The sequence below is a fragment of the Frondihabitans sp. PAMC 28766 genome, assembly GCF_001577365.1.
Classification (GTDB): Bacteria; Actinomycetota; Actinomycetes; order Actinomycetales; family Microbacteriaceae; genus Frondihabitans.
Window position 1 is genome coordinate 4040361 of sequence record NZ_CP014513.1, and the last position, 23871, is coordinate 4064231.

Sequence of the window (23871 nt, forward strand, 5' to 3'; positions counted from 1 at the left end):
TGGTGCAAGGGAGAGGGTCGGTCTCAAGCCTCTGAGACCGACCCTCAGTCCGTTAACCGGCTGAACCGATCAACCGACAGCCTTCTGCCAGGCGTCGTTCCGGCCCTTCCCGCTTTTCGCTTCGTAGACTGGTGGGCCAGCAGGGGGATGGAGGAGCAGATGAGCACGGCAACGGCGGACGCACCCGCACCGATGGAGAAGGGCGACAAGGCCCTCGCCGTCGGCGCCTGGGAGGCTCTCTTCCGCGCCCAGGTCACGATCATGCGCGAACTGACGGCGTGCTTCCCGACCGGCGAGATCTCGTTCAACGAGTACGACGTGCTCTTCAACCTCTCGAACCAGCCCGAGCGGCGCGCCCGCATCAAAGAGTTGACGCACCACCTGCTGCTGACGCAGCCGAGCATCAGCCGGCTGGTCGACCGTCTCGCCTCGAAGCAGATCGTCGAGAAGTTGCCCGACCCGGCCGACGCGCGCGGCATCGTCGTCTCGATGACACCGCTCGGCGTCGACCTCTTCCGTCGCACCGCCGTGCGCCACGCCGAGGCCATCTCGCGGCGAGTGGGCGGCACGCTCGACCACGACGAGCTGCAGCAGCTCATGGACCTCTGCACCAAGCTGCGCCTCGGCACCGCGATCGCCGAGGTTCCTGAAGCGGACGTCGTCTGCCCGTGACGTCACCCTCCCTCGTCTGGCTGCGCGACGACCTGCGGCTCGGCGACAATCCGGCCCTCCACGCCGCCCTCGAGCGCGACGAGCCCGTCGTGGTCCTGTATGTGCTCGAAGACGACAGCGACGGCCTCCGCCCGCTTGGCGCCGCGAGCAAGTGGTGGTTGCACCAGTCGCTCACCGCGCTCGACGCCGACCTCCGCGAGCGCGGCGGCAGTCTGACGTTGCGGCACGGCTCGTCGAAGAAAGTCGTCCCCACGCTTGCTCGCGAGCTGGGGGCGGGTGCGGTCTTCTGGAACCGCCGCTACGGCAGAGCCGCCCGCGACCTCGACACCGAGATCAAGTCGACCCTCCACGACGCAGGATTCGACGCGCACAGCTTCCAGGGCAGCCTCCTGTTCGAGCCGTGGACGATCCAGACCGGCAGCGGCACGCCCTTCAAGGTGTTCACGCCGTTCTACCGGGCGTGCCTCGACCAGCAGGAGCCGCGGCACCCCCACCCGAAGCCCCGCCACGTGCCCGGCCCGCGGTCGGCGCCGGACAGCGACGACCTGGCATCCTGGGGCCTCGAACCAGCGAAGCCGGACTGGGCCGGGGGCCTTCGCGACCGGTGGGAGCCGGGCGAGGCGGCGGCGCACCGCGTGCTCGAGGAGTTCGTGCACTCCGACCTCGCCGACTACGGCGACCGCGACTTACCCGCCGATGACACGACGAGCCATCTCTCGCCGTACCTGCGCTGGGGCGAGATCAGCCCCTTCCAGGTCTGGCACCGGCTGCGCGGAGACCTGCCACCCGCGGCGAAGAAGCTGACGGCGGCCTTCCGGCGGCAGCTGGTCTGGCGCGAGTTCAACTACACGGTGCTGTTCGCGAACCCCGACCTCGCCACCGCCAACTACCGGCCCGAGTTCGACGACTTTCCGTGGGCGAAGCCGCACGTGCGCGACCTCGAGGCCTGGCAGCAGGGGCGCACCGGAATCCCACTGGTCGACGCCGGCATGCGCGAGCTCTGGCAGACCGGGGTGATGCACAATCGGGTGCGCATGGTCGTCGGAAGCTTTCTGATCAAGAACCTGCTGATCGACTGGCGCGTCGGCGAGCAGTGGTTCTGGGACACCCTGGTCGACGCCGACGAGGCCAACAACCCGGGCAACTGGCAGTGGGTCGCCGGGTCGGGCGCCGACGCCACCCCCTACTTCCGTGTCTTCAACCCGCTGCTGCAGGCCGACAAGTTCGACAAGCAGCGCGAGTACGTGACGCAGTGGGTCGCCGAGGTCGACACCGAGGACTACCCCGAGCCGATCGTCGATCTGAAGCAGAGCCGCCAGGAGGCGCTGGCGGCGTACGACACGATGCGGACGAAGGCGGGCCTGAAATGACGATCGACAAAGGCTTCGAGACGGAGTCGGGCCCCGTGTACCGCGCGATCGCCGGCGTCAGCGAGCTGTTCGGCGCGCGAGCCGAGCGGCCGCACGCCCCGAGCAGCTCGTGGGGCGTCTTCACGACCCGCGACGGGCTCGTCGGGTCGGGTGTCACGGGCATGATCGGCGACGACTCTCCGCCCCGGGATGCGATCTACCGCATCGCCTCCTGCACCAAGAGCTTCACCGCGACCGCCCTGCTCGCCCTGCGAGACGCTGGCACAGTGAACCCCGACGACCCCGTGACCGACTACGTGCGGGCCTTCGCCGACGTGACGCTGCCGAGCCTCGACTCCCCGGTGCCGACCCTTCGCATGCTGCTGACGATGTCGGCCGGCCTACCCACCGACGACCCGTGGGGCGACCGGCAGGAGTCGATCAGCGACGACGACCTCGACGCCCTCCTCCGGCGAGGCCTCACGTTCGACAGCATTCCGGGGACCCGGTTCGCCTACTCGAATCTCGGCTACGCCCTGCTCGGTCGTGTGATCTCTGTCGCGACGGGCCGGCCCTACCGCGACGTGGTGACCGACGACATCCTGCGCCCCCTCGGCCTCTCCTCGACCGGTTTCGTCAAGCCCGAGGGTGCCGACGACCGGCTGGCGATCGGCCACCGGCGCGTGGGCGACGAGTGGGAGGCTCTGCCGTTCTCGGGCCCCGGCGGCTTCTCGTCGATCGGCGGGCTGTTCAGCACGGTGCCCGACCTGGCGCGCTGGGCGCGCTGGCTCGGGTCGGCGTTCGACCCCGACCAGGATGCCATTGGTGACTTCGACGGCATCCTGTCGCGCGCGTCGCGGCGCGAGATGCAGCAGGCCTACCGCGCTGTGCCGTCCGCACCTGTGCCGACCGGCTACGGCTACGGGCTCTTCATCGAAGAGCAGCCGGGGCTCGGCACGATCGTGTCGCACTCGGGCGGCTACCCCGGGTTCTCGGCGCACATGCGCTGGCAGCCGGCGAGCGGGTGGGGCATCGTCGCCTTCGAGAACGCCACCTACGCGCAGGTGGCCGTACCGGCGACGACCGCCATCCACGGGCTGCTGCACGAGCTCGACCTGACACCGGGGCCCCGGGTCCTGCCCGAGACCGCCGCCGCACGGGTCGCCCTGCAGAAGGCCGTCGTCGACGGTGACGAGCTGCCGGCCGACCTCGTGTCGGAGAACGTCGAGCTCGACATCCCCCTCGCGAGGCGGCGGCACGCGTGGGCGCAGGCGATCGAGACGATCGGCGGGCTCGAGCTTCCGGTGCCGATCGCGCCTGTGCCGGACCCGACGGCGACGTCGATCACGGTCGACGCCGAGTCAGGCGACGAGTCCACGTCGCCCACGCACCTCGTCTGGCGCCTGCCGGGGGTTCGCGGGCAGCTGCGTCTCGAGATCCGGCTGAGCCCGGAAGCGCCGCCGCGGGTCCAGACCATCCTGGTGCGCGCCGACCGGCTCAGCTGAGCCGCGCACCCCGCCCGGGCGTCACCGCGACGGGCGACCCCCGACCACGGCCCGCACCCGAGCCGCCGTGTTCGTGCCGCGCCGCGTCGACAGTGCGACGCTCGGCGAGTGCAGCCACCCGGCCAAAAACCCGGCGCTGAAGCCGTCGCCCGTGCCGACGGGATCAACGAGGCGCGACGACGCCGGTGCCGCGTGGACGAGTTTCGCCCCCTGCTTGCCCGCAACCGCTCCCCCGGTCGGCAGCGTCAGGGCCACGGCCCCGAAGCGCTCGGCGAGGGCGTGGACGATGTCGTCCGGCTCCTGGAGGCCGGTCAACAGGCGCCCCTCGTCGAGGCTGGGGAAGAAGAGGTCGGCCCCGTCGACCAGGTCGAGGAAGGCCGCGGGCCCGAAATCGGCGATGAATCCCGACGACGCCGGGTCGACGCTGATGAGGGCGCCGGCCTCGCGCACTCGGGAGACGAGCTTGCGGTACGCGACCGGGGTGCGCTCCTGCACGATGCTGTAGCCGGTCACGTGCACGATCGAGGCGCCGTGCAGCAGGGTGTCGGTGAGGGCGTCGAAGTCGAGCTCGGCGCTGGCGCCACGGTCGGTGAGCATAGTGCGCGTCGACCCGTCGACGACGATCACGACCGTGCCGGTGATCTCGGCCGACGACCAGGCGAGGTGTGGCTCGACCCCGGCGTCGACGAGCAGCTGCGAGTGCCGCTGCACGTCGCCCGCCCCGACGCGCCCGATGAAGTCGACGCGCACCCCCTGCGAGGCGAGCCACGCCGCCGTGTTCGCCGCTGACCCGCCCGCCCGGTGGCGGACGCGCGCGACCGTGTCGGTGCCGCGCGCGAGGCGTTTCGCGGGGGCGACGATGATGTCGTCGAGCACGTCGCCGAGCACGACGACCCTCGGCTCGTCAGGCTCGCGGCGAGCCGAGCGGCCGGGGCGGTGGGCGGGTGCAGAAGAGCTCATGAGACGAGGCAGACGGCCGAAACGGCCCTGCCCGGATTCCTTCGGGTCGAACGGGATGACGGGCGGCCCTGATCAGGGGCCGACCCCACCGCACCACGTCTCACGGCGCCCCGAAGGCCGGATCCCCTAGAACCATCCGTCTCCGCCGCTCGAGTCACCCGTCTCTCACCCGGGGGCCACGCGAGTGAGGTTCACAGGGGATGCCGCGTTAGGGTCGGAGGATGCCCGTCACCCTCCACGAATCGGACCTCGCCTCGATCGACCCCGTGACCCTCTACGCGATCCTGCGTCTTCGCGTCGACGTCTTCGTCGTCGAGCAGGAGTGCGCCTACCCCGAGCTCGACGGCCGTGACACCGAGCCCGGCACCGTACTGCTCTGGGCCGAAGACGAGGGCTCCGTCACCGCCACGGTCCGGGTGCTGACAGACGGGCAGGATCGCCGGATCGGCCGGGTCGCGACCGCGCTGAGCGCTCGGGGCGCGGGCCACGCCGGCCGGCTGATGGAGCAGGCGGTCGAGCTGTGCGAGGGTCACCTCACGCGTCTCGACGCCCAGGCTCGGCTCGAAGGTTGGTACGGCCGCTACGGTTTCGTGCGATCGGGCGACGATTTTCTCGAGGACGACATCCTGCACGTGCCGATGAGCCGCCCATCATCCTGATCACGCCGATTTCGCGCGTTCACCGAACTGTCTGTTTCGGACATGCCCGAAAGGACATACACTCGTGCCATGCCACGCCGGGAGACGCCGCCACGAGAGCGAATCCTCGCGGCCGCTCATGTCGAATTCGCCGAGAGGGGCCTGGCCGGGGCCCGGATCGACACGATCGCTCGTGAGGCGGAGGCGAGCAAAGAGCGCCTCTACGCACACTTCAAGACCAAGCGAGACCTGTTCGACTCGGCCATCGGCGCGAGCGTCGACCGCTGGGTGAAGGCGGTGCCCCTCGACGCCCACGATCTGCCGGGCTGGGCCTCGCGGCTCTACCTGCACTTCGCCGAGCACGTCGACGACGCGCGCCTGCTGCTCTGGGGCCAGATCGAGGGCGTGACCCTGTCAGCGCCCGGCATCGTCGACCACGAAGAGCTGACGGCCCGTCGAGTGGGTATCCGCGCGGCGCAGGCAGCCGGTGACATCCCCCGCGACTGGGAGCCCGACGAACTGCTGACAATGACCTTCGGCCTCGTCCTGGCGTGGTTCGTGACGCCGCAGACGCAGAACCTCCACCGTGACGACCCCGAGCGGCGGGCCGTCGTCGTGCGCGAGGCCGTCGTCCGCATCCTCGGCGCCGTCTGACGGTGGTCTGAGCCCGGGCTTCGTCTGACGGTCGGCCGCCGGGAGTAACGTCCGAGAGGTGACTGACGACATTCTCTCCCCCGTCCTGCAGGATCTCCTCGACAGCGTCCCCGAGTCGGGACCGGTCTCGACCGGCACGGCTCGCTACGCCGAAGGCGACTCCGAGCTCGAGGGCTACTTCGCCCACCCCGTCGGGGCCGACGGGCCCCGGCCCGGCGTGCTCGTGCTGCACGACTGGTTCGGCATGTCGGACCATGTGCGAGTGCGCGCCCAGATGCTCGCCCGTCTCGGCTACGTCGCACTGGCTGGCGACGTGTACGGCGCCGACGTCGAGGTGACGGACGGTGGTGAAGCGCAGGCGCAGGCCGGGCGCTTCTACGGCGACCCGGCGCTGTTTCGTGCGCGGGTGAAGGCCAACCTGGAGGCGCTGCGCGCGGATCCTGCCGTCGACTCGTCTCGGATCGCTGTGATGGGCTACTGCTTCGGAGGCTCGGGGGCGCTCGAGCTGGCCCGCACCGGTGAAGAGGCGGCGGGCTTCGTGTCGTTCCACGGCAACCTGACGAGCGGTGCCCCGGCCGAAGCCGACAGCATCGCGTCGCCGATCCTGGTGCTGACCGGCGCAGACGACCCGGTGGTGCCGCCCGAGGCCGTCGTGGCTTTCGAAGACGAGATGCGTGCCGGCGGTGCCGACGACTGGCAGATCGTCAGCTATTCGGGCGCCCTGCACGCGTTCGCCGTGCCCGGCACGAATTCGCCCGAGCACGGCGCCGCGTTCGACGCCACGGCGAACCGCCGCTCGTGGCGCGCGATGCGAGACTTCTTCGACGAGGTCTTCGCCTAGGGCGTCACTTCTCGATGATGACGGAGGTGCCGAGAGGCAACTGATCGAGGGCTGTGATCGAGGCCCCGTCGAGGCGGACGCAGCCGTGCGAGATGTCGCCCGTGTGGTATGGCTCGTAGTGGATGCCGATCAGGCCGCCGTCATGGCCGCCGAACGGCTCGTCGGCCGCCGACGAGTGCAGCGAGGTCAGCCCGATGGGATACACCGTCTGGTCTTGCGCCGGGTCGAGGTAGCGTGCCTGCATGTAGCCGACGACGTTTGTCGGAGTCGGGGTGCCTTTCGCCCCGACGCCGGCTTGGAAGGTGGCCGTCGTCTTGCCCTGCGAGTTCACGATCGAGACCGTCTGGGCGTCGAGCGAGACGAGGATGTGAGAGCTGAGGGTCTGCACTTTGATCAGAAGGCTCGTACGGATCCAGCCCGCCGACTGGGCAGCGGCACCCGGGTGCTTCGAGGGGAGCGCCTCGCGGGCCGGTGTCAGCACGAGAGTCCAGGGGCCATCCGACTGCGCGGGGACGATGACGCTCGGCTGCTTCAAGAAATTGAGGGCCGCGAAGCGGGCGACCGGCGTGCGCTGGTCGGCGGCGTAGAGGGGGGCGTCGGCGGCGATCTTGTAGACGGCCTGGGCCGCGACGGGGGTGCCGGTCGGCTGGTAGGCGACGAGCCCCGGGATCACCGCGTTGTACTTGGCCTCGGGCAGAGCGGCAACGGCTGCTGCCGTCGGTGCGACGTAGGGAGTGGGCGTCGGGGTCGGAGTGGGAGCGGCGACGTGGCTAGCGACGGGCGTCGACGCGGGGTGGTTGAAGGCGGCGACTGCCCCGGTCACGATGGCCGCCACTGCGACGACGGACGCCGATATGGTGATGATGCGCCGAGAGAATCTCACGAATATCCGTCCTACCGCGTGGTGACGGACCGACCCTCGAGAAGAGGGCCGGCCCGTCGGGAACCTGTGCTGTGCCTAGCCGCTGACGACGGGGAGCGACTCGACGGGAGGCGTCGTGCCGGTGCCGGTCGGGGTGGTCGTCGTGACCGGGTCGGCCACCACGGTGAAGGTGCCGGTGGCGATGCGACCCGAGCGGACGCCCGTCACAGTCACCGTGTAGGTGCCGGTGCCGGCGGTCGAGGGCAGGATGACGAAACCGGGGAAGCTGCCGTCGGTCGCAGAGGCGAAGAACTCGGCCGCGGCCGGGGCCAGCTCGACGGTGGCTCCGGTGGAGTCTTTGACCGCGATGGTCACCTGCTCGTCAGGGCTGAAGCCCGTGGCGAGGAAGGCGACGCCCTTGGTCGTGGCCGACGAGAGCGTCGACGACTTCGGGTCGGTGGTGAGGGTCAGCGGAACAGCCGGGGCCGGGGCGCTGGAGAAGGTGAAGTTCGTGGCGGTGGGCGACGTGCCTGCCTCGACCGCACCCGCGGGCGTGGTCTCGGTGATGATCGCTGTGCCGTCGGTCTGGCCCGGCTCGAGCTTGCTGAAGTCGGGAACAATCGACCAGGTCCCGCCCGGCGTCGTCACGGTACCGGTGCCGGCAACGAGGTTCTGGCCCGCACGAGCGCCGTAGACGATTGTGATGGTGTCACCGGGGGTGCCGGTGCCGGTGAACGCGTCGCCGGGGGCGACGACGGTGCCGGCGTTGCTGACCGGGTTCGTGATCGTGAACGGGGTCAGCGCATTCGGCGCCACTGCGAGCGTGAAGTCGAGGGTCTGTACCGGGTAGGCCGGGTCGGCAACACCGGTTTGCGCGTCGACGACCGTGACCGTGGCGGCGACTGCCGTGACTCCGGGCCCAAGCTGTCCGAAGTTCTCCAGCTCGGTCCAGTTACCTGCACCGTCGTTGTGCGCACCACCGGTCGAGGCCGTGTCGACACCGGTCGCGCCGACATAGGAGACGGTCACGTCATCGGCGGTCGGAAGACCGGTTCCGGCGAAACCGACAACGTTCGGTGCCACCTGGGCGACGCCCGTCTCACCGGCGGTCGGCGTCGTGATCACGAAGGGATCAGCCGCGTTGGCGGCCGTACCGGCCACAAAAGCGGGGGCGACGATCAGTGCGGCGGCGGTGCCGAAGATCGCCAGGCGGCGACCCATCGAGCGCACCACCGGCCTCTCGTTCGCTTCGGCGCGGAACGTGGTGCGAGACGTCATTGGATCTCCTGGTCTAAAGGTTCGGGCGCGGCTGAACTCAGCCTCCCCGGGAGCTTCCTATCAGGTTTAGGCGCAAACAGAAAGAAAAACTTTCAGCGTATCCGTTTAACGGCCCGTCTCAAAGAGGGGCTTCCTAATCGTTACTTCCGTCCCTTAGGGTCACGTCTAACGCGACGATTACGTCGAGTCGAACAGGGACGTCCGGCGCTGGGCCTGAACCCTCTTCTTGGACCACCGACTGGAGCATCCTCAATGTTCGAAGAGAAATTCATCAAGAATGCGATCGATCGCAGCGCCGAGACAGGCCTCGATCGACGCAAGCTGCTCGGCATGGTCGGCCTCGCCGGTGCCGGCGCGGCTGCCGCGGCGGTCGCGAGTGCAGCCCCCGCCATGGCCGCCACCACGCCTGTCAGCGACGGCACCATTTTGAACTTCGCCCTCAACCTCGAATACCTCGAGGCCGAGTTCTACCTCAACGCCGTCACGGGCGCCGGCCTCCCCGCCGGGCTCATCAGCGGAAGCCAGACCACCGGCGCCGTCAGCGGCGGCGGCCGTGCCGTCAACTTCACGACCCCGGCCATCAAGAACTACGCCACCGAGATCGCCCAAGACGAGAAGCAGCACGTGGCATTCCTGCGCGCCGCCCTCGGCAGCGCAGCGGTCGCCCGCCCCGCCATCAACATCGGCGCGGCCTTCCAGTCGGCTGCCGTCGCCGCCGGCATCGCGACCGCGTCGACACCCTTCGACCCGTACGCCAACGAGATCAACTTCTTGCTGGCCGCCTTCATCTTCGAAGACGTGGGAGTCACCGCCTACAAGGGCGCCGCCGGCCTCATCGCCAACAAGACCTACCTCGACGCCGCCGCCGGGATCCTCGCGGTCGAGGCGTACCACGCCGGCATCATCCGCACCACGCTCTACGCCCAGGGCCTCGAGACCCCGGCGATCTTCGCCGACGTCAACGCGATCTCGGGCCTCCGCGACGCGGTCGACGGCTCGACCGACGACGACCAGGGCATCGGCTCCGCGACGGTCGGCAACCTCGTCCCCACCGACAGCAACAGCATCGCCTACAGCCGCACCCCCGGCGAAGTCCTGAACATCGTCTACTTGAACGCGACCGGCAACTCGGTCAGCAAGGGCGGGTTCTTCACCAACGGCCTGAACGGCGCCCTCGTCGCCAGCACGGCCAACGGATAGCCAGCACTGACTCTGCAGTGCAGAGATCGCCCCTCACTTTCGACGGTGAGGGGCGATTTCTGCACTACCTCGACGGGCAGCATCCGGCAGGGGTGTCAGCCGGCGAGGGCGGGACTCGACAGGCGACGGAGGGTCAGCACCGTCTCGACAGCGGCCGAGGCGGCCTCGGCGCCCTTGTCCTCTTTCGAGCCGGCAAGGCCGGCACGGTCGAGGCCCTGCTGCTCGTCGTCCAGCGTGAGCAAGCCGAAGCCGACCGGCTTGCCCGTGTCGAGCGCCACCCGGGTGAGGCCGGAGGTGGCGGCATCGCTGACGTACTCGAAGTGCGGGGTGCCACCGCGGATGATGACGCCGAGCGCCACCACCGCGTCGGCGCCGTTGTCGAGCGCGGCCTTGGCGACGATCGGCAGCTCGAAGCTGCCCGGCACGCGCACGAGCGTCACTGCAGCGTTCATCGCCTCGAGGGCGCGAGTCGCCCCGTCCACGAGCCCGGTGCTGATCGCCTCGTGCCAGGTGCCGGCGACGATCGTGACGCGCACGCCGGTGCCGTCGACTCCGTCGGTGGTGGGTGCTCCCTCGCCGCTCATGCGGTGACTCCTTCTGACTGTTGGATGGGCGCCTTCTGATCGAGCCAGTCGATCAGCTGCGCGATGGTGACGACGGGGACGCTCTCGCGGGCCCCGAAAGCGAGGAGGCCGGGCAGCCGCAGCATGTCGCCGTCGTCGCCGACGATCTCGCTGATGGCGGCGACGGGCCGAAGGCCGGCGGCGATCATCAGATCGACCGACGCCTCGGTGTGGCCGCTGCGCACGCGCACGCCGCCGGCGCGAGCCCGGAGCGGCAGGATGTGACCGGGCCGGTGCAGATCACCGCGAACGCTGTCGGCGTCGGCGAGCACGTTCAGGGTGTGAGCGCGGTCGTGGGCGCTGATGCCGGTGGTCACCCCGCGGGCCGAGTCGACGCTGACCGTGTAGGCCGTTCCCCGCTCGTCTTCGTTGTGGGCCACCATCGGCGGCAGGTCGAGGCGGTCGGCGATCTCGCCGGTCATCGGTGCGCAGACGAAGCCGGACGAATAGCGCACGAGCCACGCGAGCCACTCTTTCGAGGCGAGCTCGGCGGCGAGCACGATGTCGCCCTCGTTCTCGCGATCCTCGTCGTCGACGACGACGACGCCGCGGCCGAGGCGCAGGTGTTCGAGGGCCGACTCGACGGTGTTGTCGACGCCGATCGACGCGCGGGCGGGCATCAGAGACCCACCGTCGCGACGGGGCTCGCGTCGAGGGCGGCGGTGGCCGCCTCGTCGATGCGAAGCATCCGGCGCACGTGGCGGGCGAGCACGTCGGTCTCGATATTGACACGGTCGCCGACCTCGAGGGCGCCGAGAGTCGTGGCCTCGAGGGTCTCGGGGATCAGCGACACCTCGAACCAGCCGTCGGCGGCTCCGGCCTCGCTGATGTCGCTGACCGTGAGGCTGACGCCGTGCACGGTGATCGACCCCTTGTCGACCACGAGCGGGGCGAGATCGTCGGAGAGGCCGAACCGCAACCGCTTCCAGGCGTCGCCGGGATGGATCTCGAGGAGGGCGGACGTGCCGTCGACGTGACCCTGCACGATGTGACCGCCCAGCCGGTCGCCGACGCGGGCGGCCCGCTCGAGGTTGACGTCGGATCCTGCGGCCAGGTCGCCGATGGTGCTCATCACGAGGGTCTGCTTCATGACGTCGGCCGTGAAGCCGCGCTCGTCGCTCGCCACGACCGTCAGGCAGACGCCCGACACGGCGATCGAGTCGCCGTGGTGCACGTCTGCGACGACGATCGGGCCGTCGACCGTCAGGCGCACGGAGTCGCCGTTGTCGTCGATGCGGACGACGCGACCTCGCTCTTCGATGATTCCCGTGAACATTCACTTCTCCGGTCTGGTGGGGATGCTCCGGGGGAAGGTTCGCGTCATCGCGGCTGCTCACGCGCGGGGGTACAAAAGGGCACGTGAGCGCGCGCTGCCTCGTATCCGGACTTTAACCGTCGGTACTGGAATCACACCAGTTCAGCCGCCCGACTCTCACTGCTGAGACTCGAGCGGGTCGCGGACTATACCGCCGGTACAGATTTTCACTGACCCCGGAGCGCGTTGCTTGTGACTGAAACTATCACCGCATTGTTTCGTTTTGCTTACGCGTTTCGCCCCGTGACATTGCGCCGGTCGAAAAGGCGCAGGATCCGCGCGGATCCGGGCCTCGATCGCCCGACAGAAGCCATTCAGGCGACGACGAGACCCAATTGCGCCGCCATCAGCGGGGCCAACAGCGTCACCTGGAACTCGTCGACCACTGCGCCGCGCAGCCCCTCGATGCCGTTCAGGGTCTCGAAGGTCGCCCCGCGGAGATCCACCGACGAGAACGTCGCCCGGGTCACGTCGAGGGTGCCGATGCGGCAGTCGACGAGCGCGACGCGGGTCGCTCGCACTCCCCCGAGGTCGAGCTCGCCGATCGAGCACCCCTCGAGAAGGACGTCTTCGAGGGTGGCCGAGCGCAGGTTGAGGTAGTCGATCTTGCCGCCCTCGACGCGCACGCCGCGCAGCTCGGAGTCGAACAGCTCGGCCGACCCCCAGCGGGGGCGCTCGACCCGGACGTTCCGCCACGTCGTGCGAGCCGCCGAGAGCTCGGGAGCGAACGGCTCGACCAGCACCGACTCGACGAACCGCGCGCCGCGCAGCTTCGCGCCGCCCCAGAGGACGCTCTCGAACCGGCACTCCGAATAGCTCGAGCCCTCGAGATCGACGTCCGTGAGGTCGACGCCCTCGAACAGCTCGGCGTCGTGCGACTCGCGGTCGCGGAGGGTCGTACTGTCGCCCGCACTGAGATCCTGCGGGTCGACCAGGTCGATTCGCGGCGCCTCGACGCCCTTCTGCTTAGCTGCCATGGGCTCCACGGTAACGGTACGGTCGAAGCATGTCGCTTCCCATCCTCCTCATGCTGGTCCACTCGCCCGACGGCTCGGTCTCGATCGAGCAGCAGGATTCCGACGCCCCGCAGATCACGGTCACCGACCTCGGAATCACCCGCGGCGACGGCATCTTCGAGAGCGTCGGAGTGGTCGACGGCCGCCCGCAAGCCCTCGAACCGCACCTCGCCCGCTTCGCGAAGTCGGCGCGGATGCTCGACCTGCCGCAGCCGTCGCTCGACGTCTGGCGTTCGGCGATCGTGCAGGGCCTCTCTCTCTCCGGCGAGGCTGCCGACGGGGCCGAGCTGCTGGTGAAGGTGATCCTGACCCGCGGCGTCGAGGGGCAAGACCTGCCGACCGGCTGGATCCACGTGTTCGACTCCGGCTCGTACGCCTCCGAGCGTGACCAGGGCATCGCCGTCGTCACCCTCGACCGCGGCTACCGCAGCGACGTGGCGCAGACGTCGCCGTGGCTGCTCCAGGGAGCCAAGACGCTGTCGTACGCGGTCAACAAGGCGGCCCTCCGCGAGGCGGCTCGGCGCGGCGCCGACGACGTGATCTTCGTCTCGACAGACGGGATAGTGCTCGAGGGGCCGAACTCGACCGTCATCGCGCTGATCGATGGCGAGTACGTCACGACGCCGCCCGACCTCGGCGTGCTCGAGGGCACAACGCAGGGCGCCTTCTTCGCCGACGTGTCGTCCCGCGGGGCCGTGACCGTCTACCGTCCGATCACGGTCGACGAGCTGCGGCGTGCCGAAGCGGTGTGGCTGGCGTCGAGCGGCCGGCAGATCGCGCCCGTGGTCACCCTCGACGGTTCGCCCGTCGGCCAGGACCCTGACTTCACTCCCGTCGAGCTGCAGACCCTTCTGGCACGCTGATCCTGCCCCCTCCTCCCAATTGCGAGGAGATTTCGGGCCGGGCTGCCCCCGATCGGTCTCACTTTCGCTCTGCGGGCAGAATCTCCTCGCAATTGGGAGGGGTCAGCACTCGATGACGTTGACGGCGAGACCCGCTTCCGACGTCTCCTTGTAGGACGTGCGCATGTCGCGCCCGGTCTGCCGCATCGTCTCGATGACGGTGTCGAGGCTGACGAAGTGCGCCCCGTCTCCCAGCAGGGCGAGGCGGGTAGCCGAGACGGCGGTGCCCGCGGCGATCGCGTTGCGCTCGATGCACGGCACCTGCACGAAGCCGCCGACCGGGTCGCAGGTCAGCCCGAGGTGGTGCTCCATGGCGATCTCGGCGGCGTTCTCGACCTGGCGGGGCGTGCCGCCCAGCACAGCGGTCAGACCGGCCGCGGCCATCGACGCGGCCGACCCGACCTCGCCCTGGCAGCCGGCCTCGGCGCCCGAGATCGAGGCGTTGCGCTTGTAGAGCGACCCGACGACCGCGGCCGTCAGCAGGTACTCGCGCACGATCACGTCGCGCGGGATACCGAGGAAGTCGAGCGCGTAGCGACCGACCGCGGGGATGATCCCGGCCGCGCCGTTCGTGGGCGCCGTGACGACGCGCCCGCCGCCGGCGTTCTCCTCGTTGACGGCGAGCGCGAACGCCTGCAACCACTGAGCCGCGACATCCGGGGCGTCGGGCGTGGCCCGGAGCGTCGCCGCGACCGATGCTGCCCGCCGCGGCACCTTCATCCACCCCGGCAGGACTCCCGTCGTCACCAGCCCGGCCGAGATGCACTCCTCCATGGCCGCCCAGCGGGCCTCGAGCCCGGCCTCGACCGCGGTGGTGCCGTGCAGAGCGCACTCGTTCGCCCAGGCGATCGACGCGATGGATGCGTCGCGCGAGTCGCAGAGTGCGAGCAGCTCAGCCGCGGTCGCGAAGCCGAGCGGCGCCTCCTGCGCCGGCAGGGCGACGTCCTCCTCGCCCTCGCGCACGACGAACCCGCCGCCGACCGAGAAGTACACCTCTCGTGCGAGCGACCTGCCGGCCGCGTCGAAGGCTTCGAAACTCAGGGCGTTGGGGTGCTGAGGCAGGCGGGTGAGCGGCGCGAGGCGGAGGTCTCCGTGCGCGAAGGCGACGTCTCTCAGCCCCAGCAGCGCCAGTGATCCTGCGCCCTCGACCCGCCCGGTCAGACCTCGCACGGCCGTCGGGTCGCAGGTCTCGGGCTCGAGCCCTTGCAGCCCCGCGAGCACGGCGTCGGGCGTGCCGTGACCGAGCCCGGTGGCCGCGAGCGATCCGTACAGCGTCGCCTCCACCCGGTGCACGGCGTCAAGGCCGCAGGAGGCGACGAGAGACAGCGCGAACCGCGTCGCCGCCCGCATCGGCCCGACCGTGTGCGACGACGAGGGGCCCACCCCCACCGAGAACAGGTCGAGGGCTGAGACGTACGACGTGGAGCTCATGCCCCGACGGTACGCCCCCGGAAGCGGCGAGAGGCGCGCTTAGAAGGCGAGGAGGTTCTCGCGGAAGGTGTCGTGCTCGTAGCCGTCGCGGATGAGACCCTTTCGGCGCAACACCGGGGCGAGCCCGTCGCAGACCTCGGTGAGGTTCTTGCGCGTGACCGGCAGGCCGATGAGGAAGCCGTCGCCGCCGACCTCGTCCATGGCCTCCTCCATCTGAGCCGCGACGCTGTCAGGCGTGCCGACAAGGTCGATCGAGCCGGTGGTGTCGCGCTGGTTGGGCAGGGCCTCGCGGAGGGTCTTGCCGTCGGCCTTGCGTAAGAACTCCTCGATCACGCTCTGGTGGCCGTTGCTCTTGCCCTTCAGCTCGGTGGGCAGCGGCTCGTCGAGGGCGAACGTGCCGAAGTCGAAACCACTCAGGTAGGACAGGTTGGCCAACTGCCCCTCGATGGACGCCTCGGTCGCCGTGAGCATGCGGTCGCGTTTGTCCTCCGCTTCGCGCTGGGTGTCGCCGAGCACCGGCGAGACGAGGAAGAGCACCTTGGCGTCGTCGGGGTTGCGGCCGAACCCGGCTGCGCGGCGGCGGATGTCGTCGCGGTACTCCTTCATCGCCGGGACGCCTCGGGCGGCCGCGATGAGAGTGTCGGCGTTCTTGGCGCCGAGGTCGCGGCCCTTCGGCGACCCGCCGGCCTGGCAGAGCACCGGGTGGTGCTGGGGCGACGGCACGGTGTTGAGAGGGCCGCGGGTCTTGAAGAACTGCCCCTCGAAGTTCGCGTGGTGCACCTTGGTGTGGTCGGCGAATACTCCGGTCGCCTCGTCGAGGACCAGCGCGTCGGCGTCCCAGGTGTCCCAGAGCGCCTTGACGGCCTGCACCCACTCGTCGGCCATCTCATAGCGCAGGTCGTGCTCGAAGTGCTGCTCGTAGCCGTAGTTCTGCGCCGAGGCGTGCGGGCTCGCGGTCACGAGATTGAGCCCGGCGCGCCCGTGCGTGAGGTGGTCGAGAGTCGACATGAGACGCGCGGCGAGGAATGGCGGGTAGAACGACGTCGCCGCGGTCGCGACGATGCCGAGGTGCTTGGTGGCCGCGGCGAGCAACGGCACCAGCGGCATCGGGTCGTGGCGGACGATGCCGGTGCGCAGCGAGTACTCGAGGCCGCCGCCGTAGACGTCGGGTACGACCGACGAGTCTTCGAGCATCATGTAGTCGAATCCGGCGCGCTCGAGCGAGGTCGCCGCATCGATGAAGAGCTGCGGGTTGGCCACGTCACGGCCGACGTTGCCTGACCATTGCTCGTTCCAGCCGTAGACGCCGAAACCGTATCCGAGGAACCAACCCAGGTGGAACATGTTCTTCATCCTTCGAGAGTGTGCGCGAAGCGCGCGCGGTGGTAGGGAAGCGGGTGATAGTCGAGCCGCAGGCCGAGCTCGGCCGCGGCCCGGAGTCCGAAGTGCGGGTCGCGCATGAACTCGCGGCCGACGAACACGACGTCCGCCCTGCCGGCGGCGACGATGTCATCGGCCTGGTGGGCCGTCAGGATCAGGCCGACGGCCCCCGTCGGCACGCCTGCCGCCTCGCGAAGCCGCTCGGCGAACTGCACCTGGTAGCCAGGGAACACGGGGATCTTCGCGTCGGGAACGAGGCCACCCGTCGAGACGTCGAAGAAGTCGGCCCCGGCGGCGGCGGCGAGGCGCGCGACAGCAGCCGTCTGCTCTTCGTCCCAGCCGCCCTCGACCCAGTCGGTCGCCGAGACGCGCACGACGATCGGGAAGTCGTCATCGGTAGCCACCCGGATCCCCTCGACGATCTCGAGGAAGAAGCGGGCGCGGTTCTCGAACGAGCCGCCGTACTCGTCACGGCGCCGATTGCTCAGCGGCGACAGGAACTGGTGGATCAGGAAGCCGTGCGCCGCGTGGATCTCGACGAAGTCGAATCCTGCCTCGAGCGACCGGCGGGCGGCGTCGACGAACGCCGCCACCGTCGCGTGGACCTCGTCGAGGGTGAGGGCGCGCGGCACGTCGTAGCCCTCATAGGCGATGGCCGACGGGCCGACGGTCAGCCAGCCGCCCTCGCCAGGCGCAATGGTCCCGACCTGCGGCTCCCAGGATCGGTTTGTCGCCGACTTGCGGCCGCCGTGCCCCAGCTGCACGCCGATCATGGTGCCCTGCGAGTGCGCGAACTCCACGATCGGAATCCACGCGTCGCGCAGCTCGTCGCTCCAGATCCCGACGTCGTGCGGCGAGACGCGGCCCTCGGGGGTGACGGCCGTCGACTCGGTGATGATGGCGCCGGCGCCGCCCGCGGCGATGCCGCCGAGGTGCACGAAGTGGAACGGGCTCGGCACCCCGTCCCGCCCCTCCGACGCGAACATCGTGAGGGACGGCACCCAGAGGCGGTTGCGGAAGGTCGTCGACCGGAGGGTGATCGGGCGAAAGAGGGCCGGCTCGGTCGTGGTGGTCACGATGTCAGAACGCCAGCAGGTTCTCGCGGAGCGTCGACCCGGTGTACTCCTCGCGGATCAGCCCGCGACGACGGAGAGCCGGCGCGAGACCGTCGGCCACCATGGCGAGGTTGAGACGCGTCGTCGGCATGTAGATCAGGAATCCGTCGCCGCCGATCTCGGCCATCAGGTCTTCCATCTTGCCGGCGACCGTGTCGGGCGAACCGTAGAGGCCGAGATCGCTGACCTGGTGCTGCGAGGCGACGACCTCCCGCAGCGTCTTGTCCTCGTTGCCCTCGAAGAGGTTCTTGATCGAGGTGTTCTCGCCGTTCTGCTTCGACAGGTCGATGTCGCGGATGAGCGTGTCGGGGTCGATGCCGCCGAAGTCGATGCGGCCGCCGGAGGTGTACGACATGTTCCAGAGGTTGTACTCGATGCCCTTGTCGCTGGCGCGGTACGCCTTGCCCGCCTCGACCATGGCCAGGGCTTCGTCGTCGGTCGCGGCGATCGTCGGCGTGGCCAGGAACATCAGCTTGACGTCGTCGGGGTTGCGGCCGTTCGCAGCGATGCGCCTCCGCATGTCGTCGCGGAACTCCTTGCCCTCGGCGCCGCTCCGCACCATCGAGATCATGGTGTCGTCGTACTTGGCGCCGAGGGCGCGGCCGGGCTCCGACGATCCGGCCGAGCAGATCGGAGGCATCCGCTGCGGCCCGGGGATCGTGTTGAGGGGCCCGCGGCTCGTGAAGTACTTGCCCTCGAAGTCGATCGGCTGCACCTTGGTGTGGTCGGCGTAGACGCCCGCGACGGGGTCGGCGATGACGGCGCCCTCCTTCCACGAATCCTGCAGCTGCAGCACGACGTCGGTCCACTCCATCGCCATGTCGTAGCGCTCGTCGTGCTCGAGGTGACGCTCGTAGCCGTAGTTCTGTGCCACGCGGTCGGTGACGCTCGTGACGACGTTCATGCCGACGCGGCCGTTCGTCAGGTGGTCGAGCGTCGTGAAGAGACGGGCGGCGAGGTACGGCGGGTACTGGATCGTCGACACCGTCGGCACGATGCCGATGTGCTTCGTCGCCGCGGTCAGCAGCGGGACGAGCGGCATGGGGTCGTTCTTCGGCGCCATGAAACCGCGGCGGAGGCTCGTGTCGGCGCTGCCGTTGTAGCTGTCCTCGACCATCGCCGTGTCTTCGAACAGGATGTAGTCGAACCCGGCCCGCTCGAGGCTCGTCGCCATGTCGATGTAGATGGCGGGGTCGGTCCAGTCGTCGACGTTGTTGCCGACCCAGGGGCCGTCGCCGTTGGTGGCGCTCCAGGGGTGGATGCCGAAGCCGTCGCCGAGGAACCAGGAGAGATGGAACATGGGTACTCCAGAGGTGTGTGTGGAAGGGAAGGAAGGGGCGGGCGTCAGAAAGCCAGGAGGTTGTCGCGCAGGGTTCCGCCGGTGTAGCTCTCGCGAGTGAGGCCGCGACGCTTGAGGGCGGGGGCGAGCCCGTCGGCGATCATCGCCATGTTGTAGCGGGTTGTCGGCAGGTAGAAGAGGAAGCCGTCGCCGCCGATCTCGTCCATCAGGTCGCCCATCTTCGCGGCGACCGTGTCGGGCGAGCCGACGAGGCCCATGTCGCCGATCTGGAAGGACGTGCCGACGACCTCGCGGAGGGTCTGCTCTTCGCGCCCGCCGAACAGGTTGGCGATCGAGGTGTGCTCGCCGTTCTGCTTCGAGAGGTCGATGTCCTTGACCTTCGTGTCGGGGTCGATGCCGCCGAAGTCGATGCGGCCGCCGGACGTGTACGACATGTTCCAGAGGTTGTACTCGATCGCCTTGTCGCTCTTCTTCCACTCCGTGGCGGCAGCGGCCTTCTCTTCGGCCTCCGCGTCGGTGGCGGCGATGGTCGGCGTGGCGATGAACATGAACTTCACATCGTCGGGGTTGCGCCCCTCGGCCGCCACCATGGCGCGCATCTCGTCGCGGTACTTGCGAGCCGACGGGCCGTCGGGCAGCTGCGCGATCATCGTGTCGTCGTACCGGGCGGCGAGGAGGCGCCCTGGCATCGAGCTGCCGGCCGAGCAGATCGGAGGCATCCGCTGCGGGCCGGGGATCGTGTTGAGCGGGCCCCGGCTCGTGAAGTACTCGCCCCGGAAGTCGATCGGCTGCACCTTGGTGTGGTCGGCGTACACGCCGGCGACCGGGTCGGCGACGACCGCGCCCTCTTTCCAGGAGTCCTGCAGCTGGGTGACCACGTCGATCCACTCCATCGCCATCGTGTAGCGCTCGTCGTGCTCGAGGTGGCGTTCGTAGCCGAAGTTCTGGGCGACACGGTCGGTGACGCTGGTCACGACGTTCATCCCCACTCGCCCGTTCGTGAGGTGGTCGAGCGTCGTGAAGAGGCGCGCCGCGAGATACGGCGGGTACTGGATGGTCGACACGGTCGGCACGATGCCGATGTGCTTCGTCGCACCCGTCATCAGCGGCACGAGGGGCATCGGGTCGTTCTTCGGGGCCATGAACGCCCGACGCAGACTGGTCTCGGCCGACTGCTGGTACGTGTCTTCGACCATGGCGGTGTCCTCGATGAGGATGTAGTCGAATCCTGCGCGCTCGAGGTTTCGGGCCAGGTCGATGTAGATGTCGGGCTTCATCCAGTCGGTGACGTTCGAGCCGGCCCAGGGGCCGTCGCCGTTGGTGGCGCTCCAGGGCTGAATGCCGAAACCCGAGCCGAGGAACCATCCGAGGTGGAACATGTGTTGCCTTTCTGTGGTGGTGCGCGAGGTGGTGCTCGCGGGCATGGCTGTGCCGCGCCGACGTGCGGAGAGAGGTGGAGCGGGGTCAGGCGGCGGGCTCCTCCACGGCCTCGTAGGCGCTGACGAGCTTCTGCGTGTACGCGTGCTGCGGCCGCTCGAGGATCTCGAGGGTGCGGCCGGTCTCGACCACGCGCCCGGCGTTCATGACGACGAGCTCGCGCGTGATGAACGCGGTGGCGGGCAGACCGTGCGAGACGAACATCAGCCCTGCGCCGTGATCGATCGAGTAGCGCTTCAGCAGGTTGAGCACGACGCCCTGCACCGACACGTCGAGCGCCGACACGGCCTCGTCGCAGACCAGGAGGCCGGGGCGCACGATCAGCGCGCGGGCGATCGACATGCGCTGGCGCTGCCCGCCCGAGAGCTCGCCGGGAAACCTGTCGACGAGATCGGGCAGGATCCCGAGCTCGGCCGTGATCTCGGAGATCGCCTGGTCGGCGCCCGCCTGGTCGTGCCCGCCGAGCAACTGCGCCGGCACACGCAGCGACTCGCGGATGCGGTGGCGCGGGTCGAACGTCGACGTGGTGTCCTGGGCGACGAGCTGGACCTTGCGGCGGTACTCGAGGCGGCCGGCCCGTGTCGAGAGCAGGGAGTTCAGCTCGTGGCCGTCGACCGTGATCGATCCGGCCGAGGCCTTCTCGAGACCGGTGATGATCTTGGCCATGGTCGACTTGCCCGAGCCGGACTCGCCGACGATACCCACGCGCTCGCCCTGGCCGAGCACGAACGAGACGTCCTGCACGGCGGTCTTGCGGCCGTACGACTTGCGGACGCCCGTCGCCTCGATGCGGACACCGGGGGTGGTGACGGGGGTGACGGCGGGGGTGCTCATGCGGCGGTCCCTTCGAGTCGGGCCCGCACCGAGTCGAGCGTGGGCAGCTCGTCGAGGCGAGCGGATGCCAGGGTGGGGATGCACTCGAGGAGGCCTCGCGTGTACGGGTCGGACGCGTTGTGCAGGTCTCTCGACGGGATCTGCTCGACGATCTCACCGTGGTACATCACCACGACGAAGTCGGTGAAGCGGCGGCAGAGCTCGATGTCGTGCGTGATCATCAGCACCGCGGTGCCCTCGCGCTCGGCGAGTTCGACCATGAGCTCCATCGCGCCGACGGCCAGCGAGGCGTCGAGGGCGCTCGTCGGCTCGTCGGCGATGAGGAGGGCGGGCTTCGACGAGAGCGCGATCGCCATCATGACGCGCTGGCGCATGCCGCCCGAGAGCTCGTGCGGCTTCGCCTTCATGACCCGCTCGGGGTCGGTGATGCCGACGCGGCGCAACCACTCGAGGGCGTCGAGCTTCGCCTGCTTCTTCGAGACCTTCTCGGTCGAGTGCAGGACGGCCGTCAGCTGGCTGCCGATCGTCCACACCGGGTCGAGCGAGCTCATCGCGTCCTGGAAGATCATCGAGAGACCGTCGGTACGCCTCGGGATCCTGGTCGGCTCGCCCGATCGCACGAGCGAGACGCCGTCGAGCTCGATCGTCTCGGCCTCGACGCTGCCCGCCTCGAGGTCGAGGAAGCCCGCTATGGCGTTGCCGAGGCTCGTCTTACCCGAGCCCGACTCGCCGACGATCGCCACCCGCTCGCCGCGGCGCACCTCGAGGTTCGCGTGGCTGACGGCTGTGTTGTCGCCGTATCGGACGGTGAGGTCGCGGACCCGGAGGACGGGTGCCGCTTCGGCTGTCTCGGTCATGATGAGCCTTCCTGCAGTGCGGAGAAAGAAGAGGGGTGGGCCGGCGGTGAGGTGCGCCGCCGGCCCGGGGTGCTACTTGGAGACGCTGAGCTGCGAGTAGTCGAGCACGTTGTCAGAGCGGTAGACGTAGCCCTTGACGTTGTTCGCGAAGGCGTTCAGGGGCTGGACGTAGTTGATGTAGATCGTCGGCATCTGGTCCTGGAGGACCTTCTGCGCGGCGTTCCACTCCTTGCCGGCGGCGACGCTGGTGGGGACACCCGCGTTGTTGCCGGCGGCGATGGCGCTGATCAGGTTCTGGTTGGTGAAGTCCGGCCAGTTGATCGGCGACTTGGGCGTGTAGAAGAGCGACAGGACGTAGGGCGGGGACTGCACCACGGCGTAGTCGCGCTGGAGGGACGCGGCGAAGGTCTTGGCGGCGAGGCCGGCCTGGAACGCCGACGAGTTGACCTGGTTGATCGTCATGTTGAAGCCGGCCGCCTTGACCGCGGTCTGGATCTGCACCGCGGCCTCGTCGAGGTCGGGCACCGAGTTGTTGACCGTCAGCGTGAAGTTGATCGGCGACTTGTAGCCGGCGGCAGCCAGGATCGACTTGGCCTTGGCGGGGTCGGTCGTGTTGGCCTTGAGGCCGGACGAGTCGAACCCGGGGTCGGTCGACGAGATGATCGTCGAGTTCGGCGTGGCGCGCCCGTGGTAGACGTTCTTGTCGATCGCGTCGTAGGGGATCGCATAGGCGAGAGCACGGCGCACGTTGACGTCTTTGAAGACGCCCGACGAGGTCAGAAGCGGCATGTAGACGTAGGCGTTGGTCGGGACCGTGAAGATGGTCGCGGACTTGGCCTTGGCGAGGCTGACCTGGTCGGCCGGGCGAAGCTGGACGGCGATCTGGGCGTCGCCGCTCTTGACGAGGTTGGCTCGGGTGCCGGCGTCCGCCACGACGCGCTGGACGATGCGGGTCACCTTCGGGGTGCCGAGGGCGTAGCCGGTGTTCGCCGTGTAGACCATCTGCTCGCCGGGGGTGTAGCTCGAGAGCTTGTAGGCGCCGAAGCCGAAGTTGGCGTGCGTGCCCGACCACTTGACTGCGTACGGGTCGGAGGCCGTCGCGTGCTTCTTGAGCAGGGTCGCGTCGTAGATGTTGTAGGGCACGTTGGAGAGCAGCGACAGGGCCGTGTAGCCGTAGCTCTTCTTGGCGACGGTCAGCGTCACGGTCGAGTCGTTGACGGCCTTCCACTGGGTCGGCGAGGTGATGAAGGGCGCGCTGACGAACGAGACGATGCTGGTCGCGGTCTTGAACTTGCGGTCCATCGACCAGACGACGTCCTGGGCGTTCAGGGCGTCGCCCGAGGTGCTCTTGGCCTTGGTGTTGAGGTGGAACGTGTAGGTGAGGCCGTCCGACGAGACGTCGTAGCTCTTGGCGAGCACGCCGGTGAAGTCGTTGTAGTCCTCGTGCTCGGACTGGCCGCCGGTGCCGGCGACGTACTTGTTGCGGATCAGGGTGGCGCCGGTGTTCATGAAGAACTCGGCGGCCTCGTAGCCGGTGGCGCTGGTCTCGTACGAGAAGCTCTGGGGCTGAGCCGCGGTCACGATGACGAAGGTGCTGGCCGACGACGTGCCCGATGATCCGCCCGAGCTGCACGCAGCGAGGGCGATCGCTCCGGCAGCGGCGAGGGCCACTGCGGAGAGGATGCGTTTGGTCTTTCTCATG

General features: G+C 69.2%; 22 protein-coding genes, 1 pseudogene and 1 riboswitch. Of the genes and pseudogenes, 8 read left to right on the top strand and 15 right to left on the bottom strand.

Annotated elements, in window-relative coordinates:
- Positions 1-159 precede the first annotated feature (159 nt).
- Genes AX769_RS19300 through AX769_RS19310 form a run of 3 tightly spaced genes read left to right on the top strand, consistent with a single transcriptional unit; the run spans position 160 to position 3526 of the window.
- Positions 160-672 carry a MarR family winged helix-turn-helix transcriptional regulator gene (locus AX769_RS19300; protein WP_239451859.1) on the top strand — a complete coding sequence of 171 codons (513 nt, stop codon included), beginning with the start codon at positions 160-162 and terminating at the stop codon, positions 670-672.
- On the top strand, positions 669-2042 hold the full coding sequence (locus AX769_RS19305; protein WP_066282369.1) for a deoxyribodipyrimidine photo-lyase: 1374 nt from the start codon (positions 669-671) through the stop codon (positions 2040-2042). The genes AX769_RS19300 and AX769_RS19305 overlap by 4 nt, the downstream gene beginning before the upstream one ends.
- Positions 2039-3526 (top strand): serine hydrolase, encoded by a 1488-nt coding sequence (locus AX769_RS19310; RefSeq protein ID WP_066282370.1) that lies wholly within the window; start codon positions 2039-2041, stop codon positions 3524-3526. Before AX769_RS19305 ends, AX769_RS19310 begins: the two co-directional genes overlap by 4 nt.
- 21 nt (positions 3527-3547) lie before the next feature.
- Here the strand turns inward: AX769_RS19310 and AX769_RS19315 are convergent, their stop codons facing one another.
- Positions 3548-4486, bottom strand: a complete 939-nt coding sequence (locus AX769_RS19315; protein ID WP_066282373.1) for a carbohydrate kinase family protein — start codon at positions 4484-4486, stop codon at positions 3548-3550.
- Between the two features lie 221 nt (positions 4487-4707).
- On the opposite strand from AX769_RS19315, the gene AX769_RS19320 reads away from it, so the two are divergent.
- From AX769_RS19320 to AX769_RS19330, 3 genes are all read left to right on the top strand, one after another.
- A complete protein-coding gene (locus AX769_RS19320; RefSeq protein ID WP_066282377.1) occupies positions 4708-5145 on the top strand; it encodes a GNAT family N-acetyltransferase in 438 nt (145 codons plus the stop codon).
- 69 nt (positions 5146-5214) lie between these two features.
- Positions 5215-5778: a TetR family transcriptional regulator gene (locus tag AX769_RS19325; RefSeq protein WP_066282379.1), complete on the top strand. Its 564-nt coding sequence runs from the start codon at positions 5215-5217 to the stop codon at positions 5776-5778.
- A 58-nt stretch (positions 5779-5836) separates the two neighbouring features.
- On the top strand, positions 5837-6619 hold the full coding sequence (locus AX769_RS19330; protein ID WP_066282381.1) for a dienelactone hydrolase family protein: 783 nt from the start codon (positions 5837-5839) through the stop codon (positions 6617-6619).
- Between the two features lie 4 nt (positions 6620-6623).
- On the opposite strand, the gene AX769_RS19335 is transcribed toward AX769_RS19330, so the two are convergent.
- Complete coding sequence (locus AX769_RS19335) at positions 6624-7502, bottom strand: L,D-transpeptidase (RefSeq protein ID WP_066282382.1); 879 nt, start codon at positions 7500-7502, stop codon at positions 6624-6626.
- A gap of 75 nt (positions 7503-7577) precedes the next feature.
- Entirely contained in the window at positions 7578-8759 is a 1182-nt protein-coding gene (locus AX769_RS19340) for a hypothetical protein (RefSeq protein WP_066282383.1), read from the bottom strand.
- A 252-nt stretch (positions 8760-9011) separates the two neighbouring features.
- Between AX769_RS19340 and AX769_RS19345 the strand changes: the two genes are divergently transcribed.
- Positions 9012-9959, top strand: coding sequence for a ferritin-like domain-containing protein (locus AX769_RS19345; RefSeq protein WP_066282385.1), 948 nt, complete (start codon positions 9012-9014; stop codon positions 9957-9959).
- Between the two features lie 95 nt (positions 9960-10054).
- Here the strand turns inward: AX769_RS19345 and ribH are convergent, their stop codons facing one another.
- From ribH to AX769_RS19365, 4 genes and pseudogenes are all read right to left on the bottom strand, one after another.
- Positions 10055-10543: a 6,7-dimethyl-8-ribityllumazine synthase gene (ribH, locus tag AX769_RS19350; RefSeq protein WP_066282387.1), complete on the bottom strand. Its 489-nt coding sequence runs from the start codon at positions 10541-10543 to the stop codon at positions 10055-10057.
- A gap of 23 nt (positions 10544-10566) precedes the next feature.
- Positions 10567-11202, bottom strand: a pseudogene (gene ribB, locus AX769_RS19355) (3,4-dihydroxy-2-butanone-4-phosphate synthase); the annotation flags it as partial.
- Positions 11202-11858 carry a riboflavin synthase gene (locus AX769_RS19360; protein ID WP_066282389.1) on the bottom strand — a complete coding sequence of 219 codons (657 nt, stop codon included), beginning with the start codon at positions 11856-11858 and terminating at the stop codon, positions 11202-11204. The pseudogene ribB and the gene AX769_RS19360, both read right to left, overlap by 1 nt.
- An 88-nt stretch (positions 11859-11946) precedes the next feature.
- A riboswitch (FMN riboswitch) is annotated at positions 11947-12085 on the bottom strand.
- 126 nt (positions 12086-12211) lie between these two features.
- Positions 12212-12874 (bottom strand): pentapeptide repeat-containing protein, encoded by a 663-nt coding sequence (locus AX769_RS19365; RefSeq protein WP_066282393.1) that lies wholly within the window; start codon positions 12872-12874, stop codon positions 12212-12214.
- 29 nt (positions 12875-12903) lie between these two features.
- On the opposite strand from AX769_RS19365, the gene AX769_RS19370 reads away from it, so the two are divergent.
- Positions 12904-13776, top strand: a complete 873-nt coding sequence (locus AX769_RS19370) for an aminodeoxychorismate lyase (protein WP_066282395.1) — start codon at positions 12904-12906, stop codon at positions 13774-13776.
- Between the two features lie 102 nt (positions 13777-13878).
- Here AX769_RS19370 and AX769_RS19375 read toward each other — a convergent pair whose 3' ends face one another.
- The 8 genes from AX769_RS19375 to AX769_RS19410 all read right to left on the bottom strand — a co-directional run bounded on the left by AX769_RS19375 (position 13879) and on the right by AX769_RS19410 (position 23870).
- Positions 13879-15246, bottom strand: coding sequence for an L-serine ammonia-lyase (locus AX769_RS19375; RefSeq protein WP_066282397.1), 1368 nt, complete (start codon positions 15244-15246; stop codon positions 13879-13881).
- 39 nt (positions 15247-15285) lie between these two features.
- Positions 15286-16590, bottom strand: a complete 1305-nt coding sequence (locus tag AX769_RS19380; RefSeq protein ID WP_066284051.1) for an NtaA/DmoA family FMN-dependent monooxygenase — start codon at positions 16588-16590, stop codon at positions 15286-15288.
- A gap of 5 nt (positions 16591-16595) precedes the next feature.
- Positions 16596-17702, bottom strand: a complete 1107-nt coding sequence (locus AX769_RS19385; RefSeq protein WP_066282401.1) for an NADH:flavin oxidoreductase/NADH oxidase — start codon at positions 17700-17702, stop codon at positions 16596-16598.
- A 4-nt stretch (positions 17703-17706) separates the two neighbouring features.
- The gene (locus tag AX769_RS19390) at positions 17707-19041 is read right to left on the bottom strand and encodes an NtaA/DmoA family FMN-dependent monooxygenase (RefSeq protein ID WP_066282403.1); all 1335 of its coding nucleotides are present in this window, start codon (positions 19039-19041) and stop codon (positions 17707-17709) included.
- 44 nt (positions 19042-19085) lie between these two features.
- Positions 19086-20420 (bottom strand): NtaA/DmoA family FMN-dependent monooxygenase, encoded by a 1335-nt coding sequence (locus tag AX769_RS19395; RefSeq protein WP_066284053.1) that lies wholly within the window; start codon positions 20418-20420, stop codon positions 19086-19088.
- Between the two features lie 85 nt (positions 20421-20505).
- Positions 20506-21312 carry an ABC transporter ATP-binding protein gene (locus tag AX769_RS19400; RefSeq protein ID WP_066282404.1) on the bottom strand — a complete coding sequence of 269 codons (807 nt, stop codon included), beginning with the start codon at positions 21310-21312 and terminating at the stop codon, positions 20506-20508.
- Positions 21309-22169 (bottom strand): ABC transporter ATP-binding protein, encoded by an 861-nt coding sequence (locus AX769_RS19405; RefSeq protein WP_066282406.1) that lies wholly within the window; start codon positions 22167-22169, stop codon positions 21309-21311. Before AX769_RS19405 ends, AX769_RS19400 begins: the two co-directional genes overlap by 4 nt.
- Before the next feature lie 72 nt (positions 22170-22241).
- Entirely contained in the window at positions 22242-23870 is a 1629-nt protein-coding gene (locus AX769_RS19410; RefSeq protein ID WP_066282408.1) for an ABC transporter substrate-binding protein, read from the bottom strand.
- Between the last annotated feature and the right edge of the window lies 1 nt (position 23871).